Annotated in this window: 23 protein-coding genes; 15 read left to right on the plus strand and 8 right to left on the minus strand. The window is 74.3% G+C overall.

The window, feature by feature from the left end:
- Window positions 1–33 precede the first annotated feature (33 nt).
- The 3 genes from C7Y72_RS07560 to C7Y72_RS07570 are packed head-to-tail and all read left to right on the plus strand — an operon-like array spanning window position 34 to window position 1,900.
- Window positions 34–1,224: an FAS1-like dehydratase domain-containing protein gene (locus tag C7Y72_RS07560; protein ID WP_199223878.1), complete on the plus strand. Its 1,191-nt coding sequence runs from the start codon at window positions 34–36 to the stop codon at window positions 1,222–1,224.
- A 32-nt stretch (window positions 1,225–1,256) separates the two neighbouring features.
- Entirely contained in the window at window positions 1,257–1,493 is a 237-nt protein-coding gene (locus tag C7Y72_RS07565; protein WP_107568160.1) for an AbrB/MazE/SpoVT family DNA-binding domain-containing protein, read from the plus strand.
- Window positions 1,490–1,900 carry a PIN domain-containing protein gene (locus tag C7Y72_RS07570; protein ID WP_107568161.1) on the plus strand — a complete coding sequence of 137 codons (411 nt, stop codon included), beginning with the start codon at window positions 1,490–1,492 and terminating at the stop codon, window positions 1,898–1,900. Before C7Y72_RS07565 ends, C7Y72_RS07570 begins: the two co-directional genes overlap by 4 nt.
- Here the strand turns inward: C7Y72_RS07570 and C7Y72_RS07575 are convergent.
- The 3 genes from C7Y72_RS07575 to C7Y72_RS07585 all read right to left on the minus strand — a co-directional run bounded on the left by C7Y72_RS07575 (window position 1,897) and on the right by C7Y72_RS07585 (window position 6,085).
- Complete coding sequence (locus C7Y72_RS07575; protein WP_107568162.1) at window positions 1,897–3,081, minus strand: LuxR C-terminal-related transcriptional regulator; 1,185 nt, start codon at window positions 3,079–3,081, stop codon at window positions 1,897–1,899. The genes C7Y72_RS07570 and C7Y72_RS07575 overlap by 4 nt on opposite strands.
- Window positions 3,081–4,151 carry a LuxR C-terminal-related transcriptional regulator gene (locus C7Y72_RS23700; RefSeq protein WP_199223880.1) on the minus strand — a complete coding sequence of 357 codons (1,071 nt, stop codon included), beginning with the start codon at window positions 4,149–4,151 and terminating at the stop codon, window positions 3,081–3,083. The genes C7Y72_RS07575 and C7Y72_RS23700 overlap by 1 nt, the downstream gene beginning before the upstream one ends.
- 122 nt (window positions 4,152–4,273) lie before the next feature.
- Window positions 4,274–6,085 (minus strand): AMP-dependent synthetase/ligase, encoded by a 1,812-nt coding sequence (locus tag C7Y72_RS07585; protein WP_107568163.1) that lies wholly within the window; start codon window positions 6,083–6,085, stop codon window positions 4,274–4,276.
- A gap of 109 nt (window positions 6,086–6,194) precedes the next feature.
- Between C7Y72_RS07585 and C7Y72_RS07590 the strand changes: the two genes are divergently transcribed.
- The gene (locus tag C7Y72_RS07590; RefSeq protein WP_107568164.1) at window positions 6,195–6,968 is read left to right on the plus strand and encodes an enoyl-CoA hydratase/isomerase family protein; all 774 of its coding nucleotides are present in this window, start codon (window positions 6,195–6,197) and stop codon (window positions 6,966–6,968) included.
- A 12-nt stretch (window positions 6,969–6,980) separates the two neighbouring features.
- On the opposite strand, the gene C7Y72_RS07595 is transcribed toward C7Y72_RS07590, so the two are convergent.
- Complete coding sequence (locus tag C7Y72_RS07595) at window positions 6,981–8,180, minus strand: glycerophosphodiester phosphodiesterase (protein WP_107568165.1); 1,200 nt, start codon at window positions 8,178–8,180, stop codon at window positions 6,981–6,983.
- Complete coding sequence (locus C7Y72_RS07600) at window positions 8,177–8,818, minus strand: TetR/AcrR family transcriptional regulator (RefSeq protein WP_107568166.1); 642 nt, start codon at window positions 8,816–8,818, stop codon at window positions 8,177–8,179. The genes C7Y72_RS07595 and C7Y72_RS07600 overlap by 4 nt, the downstream gene beginning before the upstream one ends.
- A gap of 75 nt (window positions 8,819–8,893) precedes the next feature.
- On the opposite strand from C7Y72_RS07600, the gene C7Y72_RS07605 reads away from it, so the two are divergent.
- Genes C7Y72_RS07605 through C7Y72_RS07620 form a run of 4 tightly spaced genes read left to right on the plus strand, consistent with a single transcriptional unit; the run spans window position 8,894 to window position 13,278 of the window.
- On the plus strand, window positions 8,894–10,093 hold the full coding sequence (locus C7Y72_RS07605) for a cytochrome P450 (protein WP_107568167.1): 1,200 nt from the start codon (window positions 8,894–8,896) through the stop codon (window positions 10,091–10,093).
- Complete coding sequence (locus tag C7Y72_RS07610) at window positions 10,090–11,451, plus strand: aldehyde dehydrogenase family protein (protein ID WP_107568168.1); 1,362 nt, start codon at window positions 10,090–10,092, stop codon at window positions 11,449–11,451. The genes C7Y72_RS07605 and C7Y72_RS07610 overlap by 4 nt, the downstream gene beginning before the upstream one ends.
- Window positions 11,444–12,199 (plus strand): SDR family oxidoreductase, encoded by a 756-nt coding sequence (locus C7Y72_RS07615; RefSeq protein ID WP_107568169.1) that lies wholly within the window; start codon window positions 11,444–11,446, stop codon window positions 12,197–12,199. The genes C7Y72_RS07610 and C7Y72_RS07615 overlap by 8 nt, the downstream gene beginning before the upstream one ends.
- An 11-nt stretch (window positions 12,200–12,210) precedes the next feature.
- The gene (locus C7Y72_RS07620) at window positions 12,211–13,278 is read left to right on the plus strand and encodes an Rv3169 family protein (protein ID WP_107568170.1); all 1,068 of its coding nucleotides are present in this window, start codon (window positions 12,211–12,213) and stop codon (window positions 13,276–13,278) included.
- A gap of 1 nt (window position 13,279) precedes the next feature.
- On the opposite strand, the gene C7Y72_RS07625 is transcribed toward C7Y72_RS07620, so the two are convergent.
- Window positions 13,280–13,831, minus strand: coding sequence for a TetR/AcrR family transcriptional regulator (locus C7Y72_RS07625; protein WP_107568171.1), 552 nt, complete (start codon window positions 13,829–13,831; stop codon window positions 13,280–13,282).
- Between the two features lie 69 nt (window positions 13,832–13,900).
- On the opposite strand from C7Y72_RS07625, the gene C7Y72_RS07630 reads away from it, so the two are divergent.
- Genes C7Y72_RS07630 through C7Y72_RS07640 form a run of 3 tightly spaced genes read left to right on the plus strand, consistent with a single transcriptional unit; the run spans window position 13,901 to window position 15,658 of the window.
- The gene (locus C7Y72_RS07630) at window positions 13,901–14,920 is read left to right on the plus strand and encodes an LLM class flavin-dependent oxidoreductase (protein WP_107568172.1); all 1,020 of its coding nucleotides are present in this window, start codon (window positions 13,901–13,903) and stop codon (window positions 14,918–14,920) included.
- Window positions 14,913–15,302 (plus strand): FAS1-like dehydratase domain-containing protein, encoded by a 390-nt coding sequence (locus C7Y72_RS07635; protein WP_107568173.1) that lies wholly within the window; start codon window positions 14,913–14,915, stop codon window positions 15,300–15,302. Before C7Y72_RS07630 ends, C7Y72_RS07635 begins: the two co-directional genes overlap by 8 nt.
- Window positions 15,299–15,658 carry a MaoC/PaaZ C-terminal domain-containing protein gene (locus C7Y72_RS07640; RefSeq protein ID WP_107568174.1) on the plus strand — a complete coding sequence of 120 codons (360 nt, stop codon included), beginning with the start codon at window positions 15,299–15,301 and terminating at the stop codon, window positions 15,656–15,658. Before C7Y72_RS07635 ends, C7Y72_RS07640 begins: the two co-directional genes overlap by 4 nt.
- A 102-nt stretch (window positions 15,659–15,760) precedes the next feature.
- Here the strand turns inward: C7Y72_RS07640 and C7Y72_RS07645 are convergent, their stop codons facing one another.
- Window positions 15,761–16,765, minus strand: a complete 1,005-nt coding sequence (locus C7Y72_RS07645; RefSeq protein WP_158276709.1) for an acyl-CoA dehydrogenase family protein — start codon at window positions 16,763–16,765, stop codon at window positions 15,761–15,763.
- A 60-nt stretch (window positions 16,766–16,825) separates the two neighbouring features.
- Here C7Y72_RS07645 and C7Y72_RS07650 point away from each other — a divergent pair, with 60 nt between their 5' ends.
- The 3 genes from C7Y72_RS07650 (at window position 16,826) to C7Y72_RS07660 (ending at window position 19,278) form a co-directional block, all read left to right on the plus strand.
- Window positions 16,826–17,593, plus strand: a complete 768-nt coding sequence (locus tag C7Y72_RS07650) for an SDR family NAD(P)-dependent oxidoreductase (RefSeq protein WP_107568176.1) — start codon at window positions 16,826–16,828, stop codon at window positions 17,591–17,593.
- A 12-nt stretch (window positions 17,594–17,605) separates the two neighbouring features.
- On the plus strand, window positions 17,606–18,409 hold the full coding sequence (locus C7Y72_RS07655; protein WP_107568177.1) for an enoyl-CoA hydratase-related protein: 804 nt from the start codon (window positions 17,606–17,608) through the stop codon (window positions 18,407–18,409).
- Between the two features lie 95 nt (window positions 18,410–18,504).
- Window positions 18,505–19,278, plus strand: coding sequence for a hypothetical protein (locus tag C7Y72_RS07660; RefSeq protein WP_107568178.1), 774 nt, complete (start codon window positions 18,505–18,507; stop codon window positions 19,276–19,278).
- A gap of 10 nt (window positions 19,279–19,288) precedes the next feature.
- Here the strand turns inward: C7Y72_RS07660 and C7Y72_RS07665 are convergent, their stop codons facing one another.
- Window positions 19,289–19,888 (minus strand): HAD family hydrolase, encoded by a 600-nt coding sequence (locus C7Y72_RS07665; RefSeq protein WP_158276710.1) that lies wholly within the window; start codon window positions 19,886–19,888, stop codon window positions 19,289–19,291.
- Between the two features lie 133 nt (window positions 19,889–20,021).
- Between C7Y72_RS07665 and C7Y72_RS23705 the strand changes: the two genes are divergently transcribed.
- A complete protein-coding gene (locus tag C7Y72_RS23705; RefSeq protein ID WP_199223881.1) occupies window positions 20,022–22,343 on the plus strand; it encodes a PEP-utilizing enzyme in 2,322 nt (773 codons plus the stop codon).

Consider the following 22,343-nt stretch of genomic DNA (forward strand, 5'->3'; position numbering starts at 1 on the left):
GTCATTGGTTGGGCACTAGAGTATTCTCGGGACATGGCCGCTGAGACCGAAGCCCGGATGCCCGAAGCCCGCCTGACCGAGGAGCTCATCGAGCGGATGCGCGCCCGTGCCGGCACCGACCTGCGGATCGAGCACTCCACCAACAACGAGGAGGCGACCCGCATCGCGGTCGCGAAGTTCGCCGCCGGCATCGGCGACATCAACCCGCTGTGGACCGACGCGCAGTACGCGCGGGCCTCGCCCTACGGCGCGCCCGTCGCCCCGCCGAGCTTCTTCATCGGCTGCTTCAGCGGGATCCAGTTCGGCTGGCCGGGCCTCGGCTCGTTCCACAACCTCACCCGGGTGACCTTCCGCAAGCCGGTCTACATCGGCGACACCGTGCACGCCACGTGCACCTACGACGGCTTCACCGGCCCGCGACCGTCGAACTTCGCGGGCGACATGGTCACCGACCTCTTCACCAACCGCTACCGCAACCAGGACGGCGAGGAGCTCGCGCAGATCCACTGGGAGGTCGTGAACTTCGAGCGCGCGACCGCGAAGGAGAAGACCGCGGACAAGGCCTCGAAGGGCTCCGGCCCGACGCTGCCGCACGAGTGGGCGCCCGAGGACGTCGAGCGCATCGAGGCGCAGGTCCTCGCCGAGCAGCCCCGCGGCGCCACCCCGCGCTACGCCGAGGACGTCGCGGTCGGCGACCACGTCGACACGCTGACCAAGGGCCCGATCGGCCTCACCGACGAGATCGCGTTCGTCGTCGGCGGGGGCACCCCGATCCCGCGCCTCAGCGCCCACGCGGTCGCGCTGCACTCCTACGCCAAGCACCCCGCGTGGTCCTTCCGCGACCCGGAGACCCACGCGCAGGAGCCGATCTACTCCGTGCACTACAACAAGCACGCGGCCCGCGCGATGGGGGTCGGCTACCCGTACGACGTCGGCTTCCAGCGCCAGGCCTGGCAGATCCACCACCTCAGCCACTGGTGCGGTGACCACGGCTGGATCGTCTCGTGCGAGTCGCGCTACCGCCGCTTCGTGTTCCTCTCCGACGTCGTCGAGCTGTCCGGCACCGTCACGGGCAAGCGCGTCTCCGACGAGGGCGAGCACCTGATCGACATCGAGACCCGTGCGGTCAACCAGCGCGGGGAGGACGTCATGCCCGGGAAGGCCACCGTCGCCCTCCCGAGCCGGGGCGACGCGTCGTCGCCCGCGGCGCGCCGGGCGCGGTGAGTGGGTGGCAGCTCGATGGTAGGCTGCTGCCAATGCAGACCACGATCGACGCCGCCGGCCGCATCGTCGTCCCGAAGGCCCTCCGGGACGAGCTCGGCCTGACGCCGGGCAGCACGGTGGACATCTCCCGCTACGGCGCCGGTCTGCAGCTCGTCCCCGGGGGGCGGACCGCCAGGATCGTCGAGCGCGACGGCGTCCCCGTCGTCACGGGCGAGACGCGCCTGGACGACGAGACGCTGTTCGGCCTGATCGACGCCGGGCGACGCTGAACGTGCTGGCGCTCGACACGAGCGTCGCGATCGCCCTGCTCGTCGAGACCGGGGACGCGCACGCCAGCGCGATGCGGTGGCTCGACGGGCGCGAGGCGTGCCTCTGCGGACACGCCTGGGTGGAGACCTACTCGGTGCTCACCCGACTTCCGGGCGACCTGCGAGTGGCGCCCGCGGACGCCGCGGCACTGCTGCGCCAGCGCTTCGCGGCTCCGCTCACGCTCCGGGCGGCGACCGCGCGCCGGGTCCCCGACCTGCTGGCGCCGCTCGGCCTCGGCGGCGGAGCCGTCTACGACGCCCTCGTGGCGCTCGCGGCGAAGGAGCACGGGATCGTCCTCGCCACGCGTGACGCGCGTGCCCGCCCGACGTACGAGGCGGTCGGCGCCGGCGTGGAGATCGTGGTCTAGTCGAACGCCCCGCCGAGGTACCGCGAGATCGCCTCGGCGCGGTTGACCGCCCCGAGCTTGCGCAGGATGTGCTTGACGTGGGACTTCACGGTCCCCTCCTTGATCACCAGGCGCTCGGCGATCGCGCCGTTGGCCAGGCCGCGCACCATCAGCTGCAGGACCTCGCGCTCGCGCTCGGTCAGCAGCGCGTCGATCTCCGCGCGTGGGACCGGACCGTCCCCCTCCCCGGCGGCGGGCTGCTCCTGGCGGCTGCGGGTCGGATCGCGGACGAGCTCGAGGTCGGCGGTGGCGAGCGAGGCCATCATCTCCTCGGCGAGGTCGAAGGTCTCGTGGATCTGGGAGCGCTGCGCCTGCAGCCGCTCGATCAGGACGGCGCGCTCGTAGAGCCGCCCGAAGCCCTCCGCGAACGCCCAGAGCGCGTAGCGGTCGGTCTCGTCCACGGGGCGCTGGCTGGGCATGTGGTCGGCGTGGAGGAAGCCGACGACGCGTCCGGCCGGGATGATCGGGGCGACCACGTAGGAGCGGGTCCGGCCGGCGGCCACGATGCCGGCGTGCACGCGCGGGTCGGCGGTCGCGTCGAGCACGAGCGCGGGTCGGCGCTGCTCGAGCACCTCGCGCTCGAGCGGCGCCTCGTCGAGGTCGATCCGCACGCCGTCCATCCAGGTGGCGAACGTGGCCTCGGCGTCGCGGTCCTCGTCGAAGCGGACCTGCCACGGCTGCCAGGTCGTGCCCTCGACGCGGCTCAGCATCGCGCGACGGAAGCCGCAGGAGCGCACGACCTGCTGGCAGGCGCGGTCCAGCAGCTCGTTCGGCGAGGTGATGCCGCGCAGCTCGGCGAGGCCGCGCTCGACGTCGGCGTCGAGCTGCGCGCGCAGGCCCACGACACGGGCCTGGGCCTCCGCGGCGAGGTCCTGGGTGGCGAGCGCCGCGCGCAGCAGGCGCTCCGCGCGCCCGTCGAGCGCGGGCCGGTCGGCGAGCGCGACGCGCAGTGCGGCGACCACCGGCGGGAGCCCGTTGGCGAGCGCCCCCGGGTTGGTGTCGTCGGGCAGCAGCGCGGCGGCGTCGGCGCCGAGCGCGCCCGTCACCAGCCGCCGGACGGCCTCCAGCCGGTCCGCGGCGGCCTGCTCGGCGCGGCTGCGCCCGTCGCGCTCCCGCCGCGTCGGGTCCTGGACGAGGGTCATCAGAGCCCGGCCCGCCGCTCGCGGTGGACCATGTGCAGGTAGCGCGAGACGGCCTCGGCGCGGTTGGCGACCCGCAGCTTGCGCAGGATGTGCTTGACGTGGGACTTCACCGTGCCCTCGCTGATCACGAGCCGTTGCGCGACGCCGGTGTTGGTCGCGCCCGAGGCCATGAGCTCGAGCACCTCGCGCTCGCGCGCGGTGAGCAGCCCGTCGATGCGGGTGGCGGGCCGGGCGGTCGCCGCGGCGCGGGCCCCGCCGGCGCCGGGCGCGGCGATCGGCTCGTGCCGGACCAGGTCGATGTCCTCCGTGCACATCTCGTCGATGCGGCGCGCCGCACGGGCGAGCGCCTCCTGCAGGCGGGTGCGCTGCTCCTCCAGGCGCTGCACGAGCACCGCGCGCTCGAACAGGAGCGCGAAGTTCTCGGTGAAGAGCCACAGCGCGTCGCGGTCCTCGGCGGTGAGCGCCCGGCCCTGCCCGAAGGCGTCGGCGTGGAAGAAGCCGATCACCCGGCGCGTGGAGAGGATCGGTGCGGCGACGTAGGACGGCGAGCGGGAGACGTCGACGATCGCCTTGAACGTGCGTTCGTCGGTGGGCGGGTCCTCGACGATCGTGGGCATCCGGCGGCGCACGAGCTCGGTCTCCATGAGCATGTGCGCGAGCGGGATCTCCGCCTGCTCGATGTAGCTGCGGAAGGCGTCGCCGCCCTCGGGGTCGGAGCCCTCGGCGATGTGCAGCACCTCGGGCACCCACATCGATCCGCGTACGCGGGAGATCATCACGCGCGTGAAGCCGCACGCCTCCGCCACGGCGCGCGGCGCGTTCTCGATCAGCGCCTGCGGCGTGTTCGCCTCGTCGCGCAGCCGGCCGAGCGCACGGTGGGTGCGCAGCAGCGCGTCGAAGCGCGCCTCGATGCCCTCCCCGGCGGCGCGCCGCTCGGCGTCGTCGTGCGCCACGAGCGCGTCGAGGCGGGCCAGCGCGTCGGCCACGTCGACCGGCGCGGCGGCGTCGAACAACTCGCGCAGCTCCTCCCGACCCTGATTCCCGGCCGCGGCCGGAACGGCGATGCCCATCCGTCTCTCCCTCCCCGGAGGTACCTCCCGGGGAGCGTACCCGGACAGGCTGTCCGGGCGCCAGTGGGAACCGGCGGCCGCCGTCGCGACGCGCTGCGCCGAGCCGGCGGCCGCCGCGGCGCTCAGCCGTACAGCCCGGCGATCACGTCCGCGTACTTCTCGTCGATGACCTTGCGCTTCATCTTCATCGTCGGGGTCAGCTCGTCGCCGCCGGGCACCCAGGCGACCGGCAGGACGGTGAACGCTTTGAGCTGCTCGACGCGCGCGAGCTTCGCGTTGCCGCGCTCGACCGCCGCCGCGATCTGCGCGTGGATGTCGGCGTGCTCGGCGAGCGCTGCGATGTCGGTGGTGTCGATGCCGCGGTTGGCCGCGTAGGGCACGACGGTCTCGGGGTCGAGCACGATCAGGGCCGTCACGTACTGCCGGGCGTCACCGATCGCGACGACCTGGGCGATGAGGTTCGACTCGCCCTTGATCGTCATCTCGATGTGCGCCGGGCTCATGTTCTTGCCGGCCGCGTTGATGATCAGCTCCTTCTTGCGGTCGACGATCCGCAGGTAGCCGTCCTCGTCGGCCTCCGCGATGTCGCCCGAGTGCAGCCACCCGTCGGCGTCGACCGCCTCCGCCGTCTTCTCCGGGTCCTTGCGGTAGCCGCACATGACGTTCGGCCCCTTGACGAGGATCTCCCCGTCGTCGGCCAGCCGCACCTGCACGTTGGGCAGGTGGTAGCCGACGCTGCCGAGCTTGATGCGCCCGTTCGGCGGGTTGGACGTCGAGAGCACGCACTCCGACATGCCCCAGAGCTCGGCGACCCGGACGCCGATCGCGTGGAAGAACTCCAGCACGACGTAGGGGGTCGGGGCGGCGGCGACCGCCGACCACTCGAGCTCGTCCATGCCGAGCTTCGCGCGGAACTTCGACAGCACGAGCTCGTCGGCCTGCTCGAACGCCGCCTGCTGCTCGGCGGTCGGCTCCTCGCCCGCCTGCTCGGCCCGGACCTTCGCGAGCCCGGCGTCGAGCGCGCCCTGCATGCCGGCCTTGCGCGCCGGGTCCTGCTCGCCGTCGATCGCGGCGAGGATCGCGCCGCGCAGCTTCTCGTAGATCCGCGGGACCCCGAAGAACCGCGTCGGGCGGGTCATCGCCAGCGCCGCCGCCAGCTGCGTCGGGTCCGGCACGCACGTGATCGAGTACCCGTACGCCAGCGACGCGTAGTGGCTGATGTACCGCTCGGCGATGTGCGCCATCGGCAGGTACGAGACGACCCGGCCGGCCTCGCTGATCGGGCACAGCAGGTTCATCGAGTCGAGCCCGAACAGCAGGCCCGCGTGCGTGTGCTGCACGCCCTTCGGCGCGCCGGTGGTGCCCGACGTGTAGACGATCGTGCACACCGCGTCGCCGCCGACCGCGCGCCACGAGGCGTCGAAGTCGAAGCCGTCGGGGGCGTCGAGCGCCTCGAGCTCGGCGAGCGTGAGGTCCGCGTCGCCACCGTCGACGGTGATCACCCGCTGCACGGTCGGCGCGCCCGCGACCGCCTCGCGGACCACCGGCAGGAACGCCTCCTCGGTGACGAACACCGTGGCGTCGGAGTTGTGCAGCAGGCCCGTGGTGACCGCCGCGGGGTTCGTGTTGTACACGGAGAACGGCGTCGCCCCGAGGTGCAGGACGGCGGTGTCGAGCAGGTGGAACTCGGGGCGGTTCGTCAGCTGCAGCGCGACGGTGTCGCCGGGGCCGACGCCGAGCGAGGCAAGGCCGGTGGCGATCGCCTGCACCCGCCGGCCGTAGTCGCCGTAGGTGAGGACGCCGCTGCCGTCGGGGAGCTGCAGGGCCGTGCGGTCCGGGTGTGCGCCGACGCGGTGCTGGAAGGCCGCGCAGAGCGAGTCGAAGCGCAGCGGGGACTCGACGAACGAGGTCGTCGGGGCATCGGTCATGGACATGACGCGACCGTACGTCCCGTCCGCGGCGGCGCGATATGCCTCGCCGGGGGATGCGCGCCCCTCCTTGGGGGGACGACCGCTCTGCGGCCCGCTTCTAGCGTCCCGCCCGATGAGCACCGACACCGCCGCCGTCGTCCGCGCCACCGTCGAGGACCGGGTCCTCGAGATCGTGCTGGACCGCCCGCCCGCCAACGCGCTCGGCGCCCCGATCGTCGACGGCCTGACCGCCGCGGTCGCGCGCCTGGCGGACGACGACGTGCGGGCCGTGCTCGTGCGCTCGGCGGTGCCGGGCTACTTCGCCGCCGGCGCCGACATCAAGCAGATGGGGACCCTGGACGGGCCGTCGTTCGCCGCCTATCGCGACGCGCTGCGCCACCCGCTCGAGGCGCTCGCCGCCTCCCGGGTCCCGTCGGTCGCGGCGATCGACGGGCTCGCGCTCGGCGGCGGGCTCGAGCTGGCGATGGCCTGCACGCTGCGCCTGGCGACGCCGGCGTCGACGGTCGGGCTGCCGGAGGTGAAGCTCGGCCTGATCCCCGGCGCGGGCGGCACGCAGCGGCTCACGCGCGTCGCGGGCCGCGGCGTGGCGCTCGACCTCATGCTCACCGGCCGCAGCGTCGACGGGACCGAGGCGCACCGGCTCGGCATCGTCGACCGGCTCGTGGACGGCGACGTCGTCACCGAGGCCCGGGCGCTCGCGCGGGGCCTGGCGGCGTCGAGCGCCCCGGCGGTCGCCTCGATCATCGCCTGCGTCGACGCGGCCGCGGGCGACGTCGCCGCCGGCATGGCGTTCGAGGGCGAGGAGGTCGTGCGGATGATCACCGAGGGTGAGGCCCCCGAGGGCATCGCCGCGTTCCTCGAGAAGCGCCGCCCGGTCTGGGCCTGACGCCGCCCGCGCTCAGCGCAGCGTGATCGCGCGCGTGCTCGCGCGCCCGCCGACGACCACCCGGGCCGTCAGGCGCAGCGGCACGCGGGCCGCGCGGACGAGCCGGCGCCCGGTGGCGGTCAGCGCGAGCAGCCGCCGCCGCTCGCCGCCGCGCGCCAGGCGCACCGTCCCGCGCGCCACCACGGTGCGGCCGCGGCGCAGCGTCACGGTCGCGCGCGCCGCGCCGGGCGCGCGCAGCAGCACGGCGACGCCGCCGCGGGCGAGCACCTGCGCGCGGGTGCGCCGCGGGAACGCGACGGTCGCCCCGCGCGGGACGGCCGGGACCGGCGCGGCGACCTGCGCCGGGAGGCCGAGCGCCTGCCGTGCGAGCGGCACGTCGTCGGTGATCAGCGCGTCGACGCCGACCGCGGCGGCGGCCCGCACCTGCGCCTCGGTGTTCAGCGTGTAGGGCACGACCTTCAGGCCCAGCGCGCGGGCCTGCGCCATGTAGGCGGCGGTCGGCACCGAGCCGGGGGACACCCAGTCGTAGCCGCGGGCCGCGGCGAGCGCAGGGCCGAGCGCGTCGGCGACGGCGAGCGTCAGCAGCGAGGTCTGCACGCCGGGCAGCACGCGCCGCGCGGTCTCGAGGTTCGACGGGTCGAAGCTCTGGACGATGAGCCGCTCGCCGGGCAGGCCGGCTGCGACGACGTCCGCCATCACCGCCTCGGCGAACGCCTCGCTGCCGGGCACGTAGCCGGGGTCACCGGGGATGCGCTTGATCTCGAGGTTCACCGACCGTCCCGTCTCGCGCGCGAACGCGAGCGCCGCGCGCAGGCGCGGCACCCGGATCGCGGGCGTCGCCGGGGCGGGCACGAGCGTCTCGCTCACCCCGAGCACGTCGACGCGGCACGCCTCGATCTCGGCGGCGGTCCGGTCGGGCACGGCGCCGGAGCAGTCGGTGGTGCGGTCGAGCGTCGAGTCGTGCAGCACGAACGGCACGCCGTCGCGGCTGACGACCGCGTCGAGCTCGAGCCACGCGTCGGGGTGCACGGCGGCGGTGTGACGGAACGCCTCGAGCGTGTCCTCCGGGCGGGCGGGCACGCCGAGGTCGAGCGCCCCGCCGCGGTGCGCGTGGATCGTCGGGATCGCGGCGTCCGCGGCGGGCGGACCGGCGGCGGCCCCGGCCCCGGCGAGGCCGAGCGCCAGCCCCGCGGCGAGCGTCGCGCGCCTCACGTGCCCGCCCCGCGCGTGAGCGCGCCGATCCAGATCTCGCCCGCGACGCGGCCGAGCGTCGCGATGTCCTCCTCGCCGGGCTCGCGCGCGGCGAGGCCGAGCCGCGTGTAGGCGAGCTGGTCGAGGACCGCGCCGAGCGCGTCGGCGAGCACGTCGACGTCGGTGGTCCGCAGCTCCCCGGCGGCCTGCAGGCGCCGCAGCCAGCCGGCGATCCGGTCGACGTACTCGCGGCGGCGCTGCAGCCAGATCTCGTCCAGGCCGTCCTCGTGGCTGACGGCGAGCTCGCGCAGCACCCGCAGCGTGCGGCGGTGCGCGGCGTAGACGCGGAAGAACTCGGTGTTGCGCGCGACGATCGCCTCGGGGTCGACGGTGCTGTGCTCGGTCAGCGGGCCGGTGGCGGCGAGCAGCGCGTCCAGCGGCCCGGCGAGCGCCTCCAGCAGGAGCGTGGTCTTGTCGGGGAAGTGCCGGTAGAAGCTCGCCGGTGACATGCCCGCCTCGGCGGTGATGTCGGCGATGCGGGTGGCCGCGTACCCGTCCCGCCCGAAGCAGGTCGCGGCGGCCTCGAGCAGCCGGGCGCGCGAGGCACGGCCGCGCGCGTTCTGCGTGCGGGCGGCGGGGGCGTCGGCGGGGCTCGGCATCGCGGCAGCTTGACAGACCCGCCCGGCTCCTGCGAATGTGACGTCGCATTCGCAAACCGGGGAGCGGGAGAGACGATGACGACGACGGCCAGCGCGATCGACCTGATGGACCTCGACCCGTTCGTGCGCGGCGAGGACGGCGAGCTGTTCCGCCGCCTGCGCGACGAGGACCCCTGCCACTGGAACGACGAGGAGGACGGTCCCGGCTTCTGGTCGCTCACCCGCTACGAGGACGTCAAGGCCGCCGGCTCGGACTGGCAGACGTTCTCCAGCGCGCAGGGCACGCAGATCCAGAGCCGGCGCGCCGAGGGGCACGGCAAGCCCTCGATCCACAACATGGACCCGCCGCGCCACAAGCTCCTGCGCGGCCTCCTCACCTCCGAGTTCGCGCGCCAGAGCGTCGAGCGGATGGAGCAGCGCGCCCGCGACGTCGTCGGCGAGCACCTCGACCGGCTCGTCGCGCAGGGCACCGCCGACCTCGTCGAGACCGCCACCATGCAGATCCCGATCCTCGTCTTCGCGACGATGCTCGGCGCCCCGAAGGAGGACGCCCACCGCCTCCTGGAGTGGACCAACGTGATGTCGGGACAGACCGACCCCGAGTACGTCGCCGACCCCGGGGTCGTCGAGCGCGTGCGCCACGAGGTCTTCGACTACTTCCACGCCCTCACCGAGGCGCGCCGCGCCGACCCGCAGGACGACCTCATCAGCGTCCTCGTCACCGCCGAGGTCGAGGGGCAGCGCCTCGAGCGCGACGAGCTCGACCCGTACTACCTCGTGCTGCTCGTCGCCGGCAACGAGACGACGCGCAACATGATGACCGGCAGCGTCCTGCTGCTCGACGAGAACCCCGGCGAGTGGGAGCGCCTGAAGTCCGGGCTCGTCCGCCCGCGCGAGGCGATCGAGGAGATCGTCCGGATGGTCTCCCCGATCGTCTGCATGCGCCGCACCGCCACCCGCGACGTCGAGCTGCACGGCCGCCAGGTGCGCGCCGGCGACAAGGTCGTCCTCTGGTTCACCTCCGCCAACCGCGACGAGCGGGTCTTCGACGACCCCGACGCCCTGCGCCTGGACCGCAGCCCCAACAAGCACCTCGGGTTCGGCTGGGGGCCCCACTTCTGCATCGGCTCGCACCTCGCCCGGCTCGAGGGCGAGATCCTGCTGGAGGAGCTCGTGCGCCGCGGCATCGAGATCGACGTCACCGGCGCGCCGACGCGGCTGCGCTCGAACTTCTTCCGCGGCATCAAGAAGCTGCCCGTCGCGGTGTCGGCGTGATCCCCGTCGTGGACCCGAGCACCGAGGAGGTGCTCGGCGAGGTCCCCGAGGCCGGGCCCGCCGGCGTCGACGCCGCCGTGGCGCGGGCGCGCGCCGCCTTCGGGCCGTGGGCGGCCACGCCGCTCCAGCAGCGCCTCGCCGCGCTCGAGGCGCTCGCCACGGCGCTCGAGGGGCGCGCCGCGACGATCGGCCACACGCTCGCCCGCGAGATGGGCATGCCCGTCGCGCAGGCGACCGCCGTGCAGGCCGCGCTGCCCGTCGGCGTGCTGCGCGCCACCGTTGCCGCGGCTCGCCGCTTCCCGTTCGAGACCACCGAGGACGGGGCGCTCGTGCTACGCGAGCCCGCCGGGGTCGTCGCGGCGATCACGCCGTGGAACTTCCCGCTGCACCAGATCGCCGCGAAGCTCGGTCCCGCGCTCGCCGTCGGCTGCACCGTGGTGCTCAAGCCGTCGGAGCTCGCGCCGCTGTGCGTCGGCGAGCTCGTCGCCGCCGCCCGCGACGCGGGCCTCCCCGACGGCGTCCTGGAGGTCGTGCACGGCACCGGCCCGGTCACCGGCCGCGCGCTCGTCGAGCACCAGGACGTCGACGTCGTCTCCTTCACCGGCTCGCTCGCCGCCGGCCGCGAGATCGGGGCCGCCGCGGGCCGCGCGATCCGCCGCGCGTGCCTGGAGCTCGGCGGCAAGTCCCCGCTCGTCGTGCTGCCGGACGCCGACGTCGAGGCCGCCGTGCGCCACGCGGTCACCCGCTGCTGCTTCAACAGCGGGCAGGCCTGCAACGCCCCCACCCGGCTGCTGCTCCCCGCCGAGCGGGCCGCCGACGCGACCGCGCTCGCGGGCGAGGTCGCGCGCGGCCTGCGCGTCGGCCCCGCGCTGCAGGACGGCGTCGACGTCGGCCCCGTGATCAGCGCCGCCGCGCGCGACCGCCTGCGTGGCGTGCTGCGCGACACCGAGGCGACGCTCGTCGCCGGGGGCCCCGACGACCCGCCCGACCTGCCCGACCGCGGCTTCTGGGTCGCGCCGACCGTGCTCGCCGACGTGCGGCCCGGCATGCGCGTGCACGACGAGGAGCTGTTCGGCCCGATCCTGTCCGTCACGACCTACACCGACGAGGAGGACGCCGTGCGCCTCGCCAACGCCACCCCGTACGGCCTGTCGGCCGAGCTCTACGGGGCCGATCCGGACGCGATCGACCGCGTCGCCCGCCGGCTGCGCGCCGGCCAGGTGAAGGTCGGGGGCGTGAGCGCCCGCGCGACGCTCGGCGCCCCGTTCGGCGGCTACGGCCTGTCCGGGCTCGGTCGCGAGCTCGGCACCTTCGGCCTGGAGGAGTTCACCGAGGTCAAGGCGGTGCTCGGTGTCTGAGCCCTACCTCGTCACCGGCTGCGCCTCGGGCATCGGCCGCGAGGTCGCGACCGAGCTGCTCGCCGCCGGGCACGCCGTGATCGGCCTCGACGTCGCGGGCGAGGGACCCGACGGCGCCGACGTCCGCGCCTGCGACCTCAGCGACGCGGCCGCGGTCGACGCCGCGGTCGCCGCGCTCCCCGACCGGCTCGCGGGCGTCGCGTCGGTCGCCGGGGTCCCGGGCACGCACCCGCCCGCCCGCGTGCTCGCCGTCAACCTGCTCGCGCCGCGGCGGCTCGGCGCCGCGCTGCTGCCCCGCATCGCGGCCGACGGCGCGATCGTCCACGTCGCCTCCGTCGCGGCGGGCCGCAGCGACCGCGGCGACGACGACGTCCGCACGGTGCTCGGACTGCCGGACGAGGACGCGCAGGCGTGGCTGGCCCGGGAGGCGCTCGCCGGCAGCCCGACCTACGACTTCACGAAGAAGGCGCTCGTTGCGCTCGCCTGCGTCCAGGCCCGCGACGGCCTCGCCCACGGGGTGCGGTCGCTGTCGGTCTCGCCCGGCCCGACGCACACGCCGATCCTCGCCGACTTCGAGGCGACGATGGGCGCCGACCGCATGAGCGCGGCCGCGCAGGTCGTCGGCCGTCACGGCCGCCCCGACGACATCGCCCCGCTGATCACGTTCCTGCTCTCGCCCCGCGCCTGCTGGGTCAACGCCGTCGACGTGCGCGCCGACGGCGGCCTGCTGGGCACCCGCAACCTCTGAGGAGATCCCCGATGCTCACCGCCGCCGACGAGTGGCACGTCCACCAGACCCCCGAGCCGCTCGCGTCCTCGGGCACCGACCGCAACTTCTACGACCGGTCGTACTTCGGGGCGTTCCGTGCCGAGGATGGCCTGATCGTCGCCGCCGCGTTCGGCATGTACCCGAACCTCAACATCGCCGACGCGCACCTCACCGTCGTGCGCGACGGCGTGCAGCACTGCCTGCACGCGTCCAAGACGCTGCACTCCGACCGGGCGACGCTCGCGGTCGGCCCGGTGTCGATCGAGGTCGTGCAGCCGCTGCAGGAGCTGCGCCTGGTCGTCGACGACGGCACGCTCGCCGCCGACCTGCGCTTCCGCGGCCGCCACTTCCCGATCGAGGAGCCGCGCTTCATCCACCGCTTCGGGCCGCGCGCGTTCATGGACTACACGCGCATGAGCCAGGCCGCGGACGTCACCGGCACCGTGACCGTCGACGGCGAGACGCTGGCGCTCGACGGCGTCGACGGGCTGCGCGACCGCTCGTGGGGGATCCGGCCGGTCGGCCTCCCGGACCCGACGCCGCTGATGCCCCCGCGCGACCCGCAGTTCTTCTGGCTGTGGACCCCGGTGCACCTGCCCGACCGCACCCTGTTCTTCCACGTCAACGCCGACGCGGAGGGCCGGGCGTGGAACACGCGCGCGGTGCTCGTCCCGCACGGCGCCACGCCCGAGGACCACGTCCACGCCCACGGCCGCATGACGCTCGAGCTGCACCCGGGCACGCGCTGGGTCTCCGGGGCGCAGCTCGAGGTCCAGGCCGACGACGGCACCGACCTGCGACTCACGTACACGCCGCGCGCGCATCTGGAGATGCAGGGGCTGGGCTACCGGCACCCGACCTGGACGCACGGCACCCCGCACGGGGAGTTCGAGCTCGGCCACGAGCGCATCGCGCTCGACCACGAGGAGCACGGCGCCCTGCACCGCTGGCATCGCCAGCTCCTGTGCGACGTCGTGGTCGACGGCCGGCAGGACGCCGCGTCCGGGGTGCTCGAGCACCTCGTCATCGGCCCGTACCGGCCGCTGGGACTGACCTGAGTCAGCGGGCGACCGCGTCGAGCGCGCCGAGCGCGTGCGCGACGAGGCGCTCGTGCGTGCCCGGGTCCTCGAGCAGCTTCGGCGGCCAGAGCACGACGGAGTGCAGCAGGCCGATCGCCGCCTGCACCGCGACCGCGACGTCGGTGCGGTCGGCCTGCGGGTGCACGCGCGCGACGACGTCCTCCCAGCGTTCCGCGTGCGCGCGGGTGCGGCCGGTGAACATCTTCCGCCAGGGCTCGACGAGCGAGCGGTGCTCGTGCGCGTAGATCGCGACGAGCTCGCGGTGGCCGACGACGAACCGCGCGTGGTGGCGCACGAGGAAGTCGAGCTCCTCCTGCGGGGTGTCGAACATCCCGGTGGTCTCGACCGCGACCTTGTCCATGGCGTCGTTGAACAGCGTCGCGAGGATCTCGTCCTTGCCGGCGAAGTGGTGGTAGATCGCCGGGCCGCTGACACCGACGCGCTTGCCGATCTCGTCGACGCCGACGCCGTGGAAGCCCTTCTCCCGGAACAGCCCGGCGGCGGTGGTGAGGATCTCGGTGCGTCGGTCCATGCGCGCAGCAGTCTACCGCCGGCCCCACCGGCCTGAACGATCGTTCAGGAGATCGGTTATGGTCGGGACATGGCCACCAGGGGCATCACCGTCCTGCGAGGGGGCGTCGAGTCCGTCGCCGCGACCGCCGCGGCGGCCGAGCGCGCCGGCTTCGGCACCGCCTGGACGCCGGAGTTCTACACGCGCTCCGCCATCGTCACGCTCGCCCGCATGGCGACCGTCACCGCCGACGTCCGACTCGGCACGTCGATCGCCTACGCGACCGGCCGCTCGCCGCTGATGCTGGCCACCGAGGCCCGGTCGCTCGACGAGCTCTGCGGCGGCCGGCTCGTCCTCGGGCTCGGCACCGGCACCAGGCGGATGATGGAGGACTGGCACGGCCTCGACGGCGCGGCGCCCGCCGTGCGGATGGAGGAGCTCGTCCCGCTGCTGCGCTCGATCTGGCGGCTGCACGAGGAGCCCGTCGCCCACGACGGCCGCTTCTACCGCACCCACCTCGTGCCGACCGCGGAGACCACCGCCCCGGTCCGCCCGGACATCCCGGTCTACACCGCCGGGGTCAACCCGCGCATGATCGAGGTGGCGGGCCGGGTCGGGGACGGCCTGCTCGGCCACCCGCTGTTCAGCCGCCCGTACCTCGAGGAGGTCGTGCGGCCCGCGATCGACCGCGGCCGCGAGAAGGGGGAGCGCCCCGACGCGCCGGTCGAGCTCTGCGGCGTGCTGATCTGCGCGGTGCACGACGACGCCGACCTCGCCCGGCGCGAGGCCGCGGCCCAGCTGGCGTTCTACTGCGCGCCGAAGACGTACGGCCCGCTGCTCGAGGCCAGCGGCTTCGGGGGCGTCGGCGAGCGGGTGCGCGCAGCGTTCGCCGCGAAGGACTTCGCCGCCATGGCCGCCGCGGTGCCCGACGAGATGGTCGACGCGATGGCCGCCGCGGGCACGGCCGCGGAGGTCCGCGCGCGCGTCGCGCAGGCCGAGGCCGAGTTCGACCACGTCATCACCTACCCGCCGAGCTTCGGACTGACCGAGGAGCGCTGCGACGAGCTCGCCGCCGCCCTCGTCGACGAGCTGGCCCCCGGCCGTGGCTGACGCGTCGCACATCGGCCTCGAGATCGACCGGTTCAGCTTCCCGGTCGAGGCGGGCAAGCTGCGCGAGTGGGCGGTCGCGGTCGGCGGGCAGGACGTCGAGACGGTCCCGCTGACGTTCGCCGCGGTCGCCTCGCACCACCGCGACCAGGCGGCGATGGTCGCCGCGCTGGACCTCGACATCCGCCGCGTGGTCGTCGGCAGCGTCGACTGGGAGTACCGCGCCCCGGTCCGCGTCGGTGACACGCTGACCGGCGCCCGGGTCGTCACCGGCGTGCGGACGAACGACCGCGGCATGACCTTCATCACGATCGAGACCGCCCTGCGCCGCGCCGACGGCGAGGTCGCGATCGTCCAGACCGACACGGTGATCGAGCTGCCATGAGCCCGACCTTCGAGGAGACCACGCCGCCCGTCACCCGCACGCAGATCGTGCGGTTCGCGGGAGCGGCCGGGGACTTCAACCCGATGCATCACGACGAGCCGTTCGCGCAGGCCGCCGGCGAGGAGACGGTCTTCGCGATGGGCCAGCTCACCGCGGCGATCCTCGGCGAGGCCGTCGCCCGGTGGCTCGGCCGCGACGCGATCACGGGCTACGGCGTGCGGTTCGTCGGCAAGGTCGTCCCCGGCGACGTCCTGGTCCTGCGCGGCACCCCGGCCGACCAGCCCGGCCGCTACGACCTGACGGTCACCCGCGAGTCCGACGCCACCGTCGTCCTCACCGGCTGGGCCACCCACTAACCCGCCCCCCCCGCCCCGCCCACCGCCGCCGAACAGGGAGTTCTTCGCCCTCAGGGCGAACAACTCCCTGTTCGACCGGGGGCGGGGGGCGGGGGGCGGGGGTTAGGTGAGGGGGAGGGCGTCGGCGATGCGGTCGTCGTAGGTTCCGGCGTCGCCGAAGAGGGGGCCGTCGCTCTTCGCGCGCTTGAACAGCAGCTGCAGGTCGTGCTCCCAGGTGTAGCCGACCGCGCCGTGGAGGAAGAGGGCCTTGTCGGCGACGAACGCCGCGGACCGCGCCGCGCGCGTCTTGGCGACCCACGCGTCGGTGGCCGCACCCGGCTCGTCCTCGCCGACCGCCCAGGCCGCGTACTGGACGACGACCCGCGTGCCCTCGATCGCGGTGAGCATGTCGGCGGCCGTGTGCTTGACCGCCTGGAACGACCCGACGGGCACGCCGAACTGGACGCGGTCGGTCACGTAGGCGACGGTCAGGTCCAGCAGCCGCTGCGCGGCACCGAGCGCGTCGGCGGCGACGAGCACCGCCGCGTGCGCCGCGAGCCCGGTCGACGTCGCGCCCGCGTCGACACCGGCGACGTCGCCGAGCGCGCGGGTGCGGTCGGCCAGCGGTCGCGGCGTCACCGTCGTCGCGGATGCCTCGTGCACGTGGCCGTCGGGCGCGACGAGCACGTCGGCGAGCGGGGCGCCGAGCACGCACGTGGCGGCTCCGGCGACGTCGGTCGGCCGGTCGCCGCCGACGAGCAGCGCGCCGGTCCGCTCGCCGCCCGCGAGCGCCGCGAGCAGGTCGGCGTCGCCGTCGGCCTCGTGCAGGGCGAGGGCGGCGAGGATCGTCGCGTAGAGGCCGTCGGCGGGCACCGCGCCGCGGCCGAGCTCCTCGGCGAGGATCGACAGCTCGAGCAGGCCGCCGCCCTGGCCGCCGGCCTCCTCGGGCACCCCGATGCCGGTCCAGCCCTGGGCGACCGCCACGTCGTGCGCGGTCCGGTGGTCGACGTCGGGCAGGTCGGGGTCGAGCACCTGCTCCCGCACGCGGGGCAGGGCGAGCTCGCGGTCGACGACGCCGCGGACGGCCTCGCGGAGGAACTGCTGCTCGTCGGAGTACGAGAGGTCCATGCCGGGACCGTAGCGCATCCGCCCTAACGATCGTTAAGCCAGTCTGGTACGGTCGCCGCCATGGAGGCACAGACCCACACGCGCGTCGCCCTGGTCACCGGCGGCGCCCGAGGCATCGGCCGCGCTTGCGTGGACGCCCTCGTCGAGGACGGCCACGCCGTCGTGATCGCCGACCTGCTCGCCGACGAGGCGACCCAGGCCGCGCAGGAGATCTCCGACGCCGGCGGCACCGCCCTCGGCGTCGCGATGAACGTCGCCGACTCGGCCAGCGTCGACGCCGGCGTCGCCGCCGCGCTCGAGCGCTTCGGCGCGGTCGACGCGCTCGTCAACTGCGCCGGCTGGGACGACCTCATGCCGTTTGTCAAGACCGACGAGGCCCTGTGGGACAAGGTCATCGAGATCAACTACAAGGGCGTCCTGCGCACCACCCACGCGCTGCTGCCGGGCATGATCGAGCGCGGCTACGGCCGCATCGTGAACATCGGCTCCGACGCCGGCCGCGTCGGCTCCTCGATGGAGGCCGTCTACGCCGGCGCCAAGGGCGGCGTCATCGCCTTCAGCAAGACCGTCGCCCGCGAGGCCGCCCGCAAGGGCGTCACCGCCAACGTCGTCTGCCCCGGCCCGACCGACACGCCGATGCTGCGCGGCGTCGTCGACGCCTCCCCCGACGGGGACAAGGTCATCGCCGCGATGACCTCCGGCGTCGCCATGAAGCGCCTCGGCCAGCCTGCCGAGGTCGCTGCCGCCGTCGCGTTCTTCGCCTCCGAGAAGGCGTCCTTCATCACCGGCCAGACGCTCTCCGTGAGCGGTGGCCTGACCATGGCCTAAGAGGAGATCCCCATGCCGATTTTTGAAGACCTCACCGACGTCGCCTACGAGATCGAGAACGGTCTCGCGACCATCACGATCAACCGCCCCGAGCGGTTCAACTCGTTCCGCGCCAAGACCTGCGACGAGCTCATCAAGTGCTTCAAGCACGCGTGGGCCTCCGGGGACGTCGGCGTCGTCTGCCTGACCGGCGCCGGCGACCGCGCGTTCTCCACCGGCGGCGACCAGAAGCAGCGCGCCGAGACCGGCGACTACGGCCCCTCCGAGACGGGCCTGTTCGAGATCGAGACGCTGCACCGCACGATCCGCGACATCCCCAAGCCGGTCATCGCCGCCGTCAACGGCTTCGCGATCGGCGGCGGCCACGTCCTGCACGTGCTGTGCGACCTCAGCATCGCCGCCGACACCGCGAAGTTCGGGCAGGTGGGACCGAAGGTCGGCTCGTTCGACGCCGGCCTGGGCACCGGCTACCTCGCCCGCGTCGTCGGCGAGAAGCGCATGCGCGAGATCTGGTTCCTGTGCCGCCAGTACACCGCCGAGCAGGCCCTCGAGTGGGGTCTCGTCAACAAGGTCGTCCCCGCCGCCGACCTCATGGCCGAGGTCCGGCAGTGGGCCGACGAGATCTGCAACCTCAGCCCGACCGCGCTGAAGGTCCTCAAGCAGTCGATGAACATCGACACCGAGCAGTTCATCGGCACCGGCCAGATGGCCCTGACGAGCCTGATGATGTTCACCGAGACCGACGAGGCCAAGGAGGGCATCACCGCGTTCAACGAGAAGCGGGCACCCGACTTCTCGCCCTACCGCGGCGCCTGAGCCGCACGGCGCCCGGCGGCCGCGCGCCGCCGGGTGTCGGATCGCGACACCCAGGGTGGGTCGTGCGCCCGCGCCCGGCGGGGCACCCTCGACGCATGCCCCGCATCGCCACCCTGCTCCTCGCGCTCCTCGCCGCGCTCGCGCTCGCGGCGGGCCCCGCCGCCGCCCGCGACAGCCACGCTCCCGCGGGCGCCCGCGGCGACTGGCTCCCGTCCGACGTCTGGGTGATGAGCGGCTGGCTGCCCTACGACGAGGCCCGCCTCGAGTCGCTGCTGCACGTCACCCGTCAGGACCTCGACGCCTGGCTGGACGACCGCCGGTCGCTCGGCGCGCTGGCCGCCCGCCACGGCCACCCCGACCGGCGGCGCCTCGCCGCGCTGCTCGTCGCGCCGCGCGCCGCCGACCACCGCGGCACGCCGCTCGCGACGCTCCGCGCCCGCGCGCTGGACACGCTCACCCAGCCGCACCTTGCCCGCCACCTCCTGTTCCACGTGTACCACTCCCACCAGCTCCCGCGGCATGCCCGCCAGGTGTTTGGGGTCAGCACCGCCGGCTACCTGCGGCTGCGCGACCGCGGTCGCACGCCCCGCCGGATCGCCGCGGCCGGGGGCCTGTCGGGTCGCAGTCTCCACGGTCGCCTGCACGCGTTCTTCGCCGACCGCGCCCGCCGCGGCGTCGCCGCCGGGGCGATCAGTCCGCGCGAGGCCCGCGACCTGCTCGCGGTGCAGGACGCCGGGCTCGACGCCTACATCGACCGCCCGTACCGCACGAGCGCGCAGCAGGCCTGCTACGCCGGGCAGCACCACCACGACGGCGGGCACGACAGCCGCGAGTGCCCGGGAACCGGCGGGCAGATGGACATGTCCTGAGCGCGGCGGACTACAGGTGCAGCAGGCGCCGCAGCTCGGCGACCGTCGCGTCCGCGTCGGTGTGGTGCACCGCCGTGATCCCGAGCGCGCGGGCGGGCGGGAGGTTGACCTCCTGGTCGTCGACGAACACGCAGTCCGACGCCGCGACGCCCGCCGCCTCCACCGCCATCGCGTAGATCTCCGGGGACGGCTTGCGGATCCCGACCCGCCCGCTGAGCACCTCCGCGTCGCAGAGCGCCCGGACCTCCGGGGCGTACATCGCCTCGCCCCAGGAGTTCGACAGCAGCACCGTCCGCACGCCCGCCGCGCGGGCGGCTGCGACGACCTCCAGCATGCGCGGCTCGACCCCGAGGCCGCCGACGAGGCGCTGCACCAGGTCGGTGTGGTCGTCGAGTCCGAGGACCGCCGCCAGCCGCGGCTCGAAGTCCTCCACCGACACGCGGCCGCACTCCAGCTCGACCGACAGCTCGTAGAAGTCGGCGCCCGGCCGGTAGGCGCCGGCGAGCCGCTCGGGCGCGATGCCGTGGTGCACGCAGAACCCCCCGACGGAGGCCCACATGTCCTCGGTCATCACACCGGCGTAGTCGAGCAGCAGGGCGGTCGGGCGCATCGGCGCATCGTACGGCCCATCGGTTGCTCTCCCGGGGACAGACCGCCGCGCCCGTCCTGTCCGCCCGCGCGGGTGCATCGCGGCCGGGACGCGGAGAGCATCGGCCTCAGTCACCCGTCGAGGAGGAGCACGAATGGCCACTGCAGAGGAGTTCAAGACGATCGGTGCCGGGCGCGCCGTCTTCACCCGTCCGGAGCCCGTCGAGGGCCCGGTCGCGTGGCTCGACTCGCCCCAGGCGGTCATCCAGTTCGTGCAGCGCGACGACGTCGCCGACACGATCGTCCTCGCCCGCGGCGGCACCACGACGTTCCTCACCCCGGCGCTCACCGCGGGCGTCAAGGGCGTCATCACCCTGCAGGGCGCACCCGAGTCGCACCTCGGGATCCTCTCGCGCGAGTACGGCATCCCCTGCGTCATGGGCGTGCAGTTCGAGGACGGCGTGCGCTCCAGCCGCGGCGAGATCATCCCCGCCGACGGCGCCGTCGTGCGCCTGGACATCTCGACCCCCGAGGGCCGGGTCGCGATCGAGCCCGGCGCCCCGAGCGAGGGCGGTCGCGGCGAGCCGACCGCGGAGGAGCAGGCGCTCGCCGCCCAGATGGAGCAGGTCATCCCGCTCCTGCACCACTTCCGCGGCGAGGTCCCGCACGGCGCCGAGGGCGACCAGCAGCTGCGCGACCGGCTGAAGACCGACGTGTCGGTCCTGTCCGACGAGTCGCTGCGCCGCCGCCTGACCCCCGACGAGATCAACGACTTCAACGACTACGCCGCCTGGAACGTGTGGGACGCGCTGGCGCTGCGCTCCACCGAGGGCGAGTCCGGCCTGATCCCCCGCCAGGAGTACGAGGCGTTCGGTTGCATCAACCAGTACCTGCGCTTCCCGACCTTCGTCGACGTGATCACCGAGAAGCTCGGCGTCGACGGCGTGATCGAGCTCGGTGCCATCCCGCGCCGCGAGCCCGGCTCGAAGGTCAACCAGCTGCACCTCTGGTGCTCGGCGATCACGCCGCTGTTCGGCCGCGGCCTGCTGCACAAGCTCGGCCTCATCGACCTCGACCACGACACCGACGGGGTCGAGAAGCTCGTCCAGTTCCAGCGCCGCCTGATGGCGGGCTTCTGGGGCGACGGCGGCGAGCTGTTCTCCTCCTCGCGCGGCTACCGGGCGCCGGTCCTCGACCGGTCGTGGATCGACCGCTTCGCCGCCGACGTGCAGCCGTTCTCCGGTGACGACCAGCGCGGCCTGTACCAGCGCTTCAACGCGACGACCGAGATCACCGGCTTCCTGCTGCACTTCGACAACCGCTCGGGCCTGTGCGACAGCGGCCCGTACCCGCTGCCCGACGGCGGCTTCATGATCGTGCGCGACCACTTCCTGCACGACCCGGCCTACCACTGGCACGACGTCGCCGAGGACCTCCCGCACGCGCTCACGCAGGCGATGGTCTTCCACCCGAAGGACGACCTGCAGGTCAACGTCCTGGACATCGGCACCCTGTTCAGCGAGCCGTCGAACTACCTCGACAGCCTCACCGGCATGGCCGTCTACGCGCGGGACCGGTACGACACGCCGGTGGAGGAGCTGCGCCGCGTCGACGAGGACGAGATGCGCCTGATCCTCGAGCGCTGCGACACCACGACGACGAAGCTCTACAAGCGGATCGCCTCGATGTCGCCGCGCGACAAGATCATGTGCGGCGCGCAGGTCTACTACACCGAGTTCGTCGCACCGCTGGCCCGCCGCGCCGGCGTCTGGGAGCAGCTCGTGGAGGAGCACGACTTCTTCGAGATCGACCCGCTGGCGATGGAGGCGTACTACCCGCTCGTCCGCGACAAGCAGGCGGCGGCGATCGTGCCGCAGGCGTTCCTCATGGGCCTGCTGTCCCCGCCGGTCAGCCACGTCGGCGGCATCGACGCGTCCGCGCACGCCGAGCACTTCCCACTCCTGCACCGCATCGCGCTGCGCGGCATGCTGCCCGACCCGCCGCAGGCGGTCGGCGCGCTCGCCGAGGCGGGCCTCGTCGCGACGACCGCCGCGGGCGCGCTGCTCAGCGAGGCGGGCACCGCGGTCCACCAGGCGCTGCTGGCCGCCGAGCGCGGCGGTGCGGACACCGAGCGGCTGCAGGCCGTCTACGACCGCTTCCTGCCGATCAACGGCGACTTCAAGGCCGCCTGCGCCCGCTGGCACGACGCCGACGAGGGTGCCCGCGCGGCGCTGCTGGCCGACCTCTCCGCGCTCGTCGATCGCGTGGAGCCCGCGCTGCGGCGCTCGGGCGAGGTCGTCGCGCGGTTCGCCGACTACGGGCCGCGCCTGCGCGCCGCCCTGTCCGCCGCGGAGGCCGGCGACCACGAGCAGGTCACCAGCCCGCAGACCGACTCGCTGCACACGGTCTGGATGGAGCTGCACGAGGACTACATCCAGATCCTCGAGATCGACCGCGAGCTCGAGGGGTCCTACTAG

It is taken from the genome of Paraconexibacter algicola, from assembly GCF_003044185.1.
GTDB lineage: Bacteria > Actinomycetota > Thermoleophilia > Solirubrobacterales > Solirubrobacteraceae > Paraconexibacter > Paraconexibacter algicola.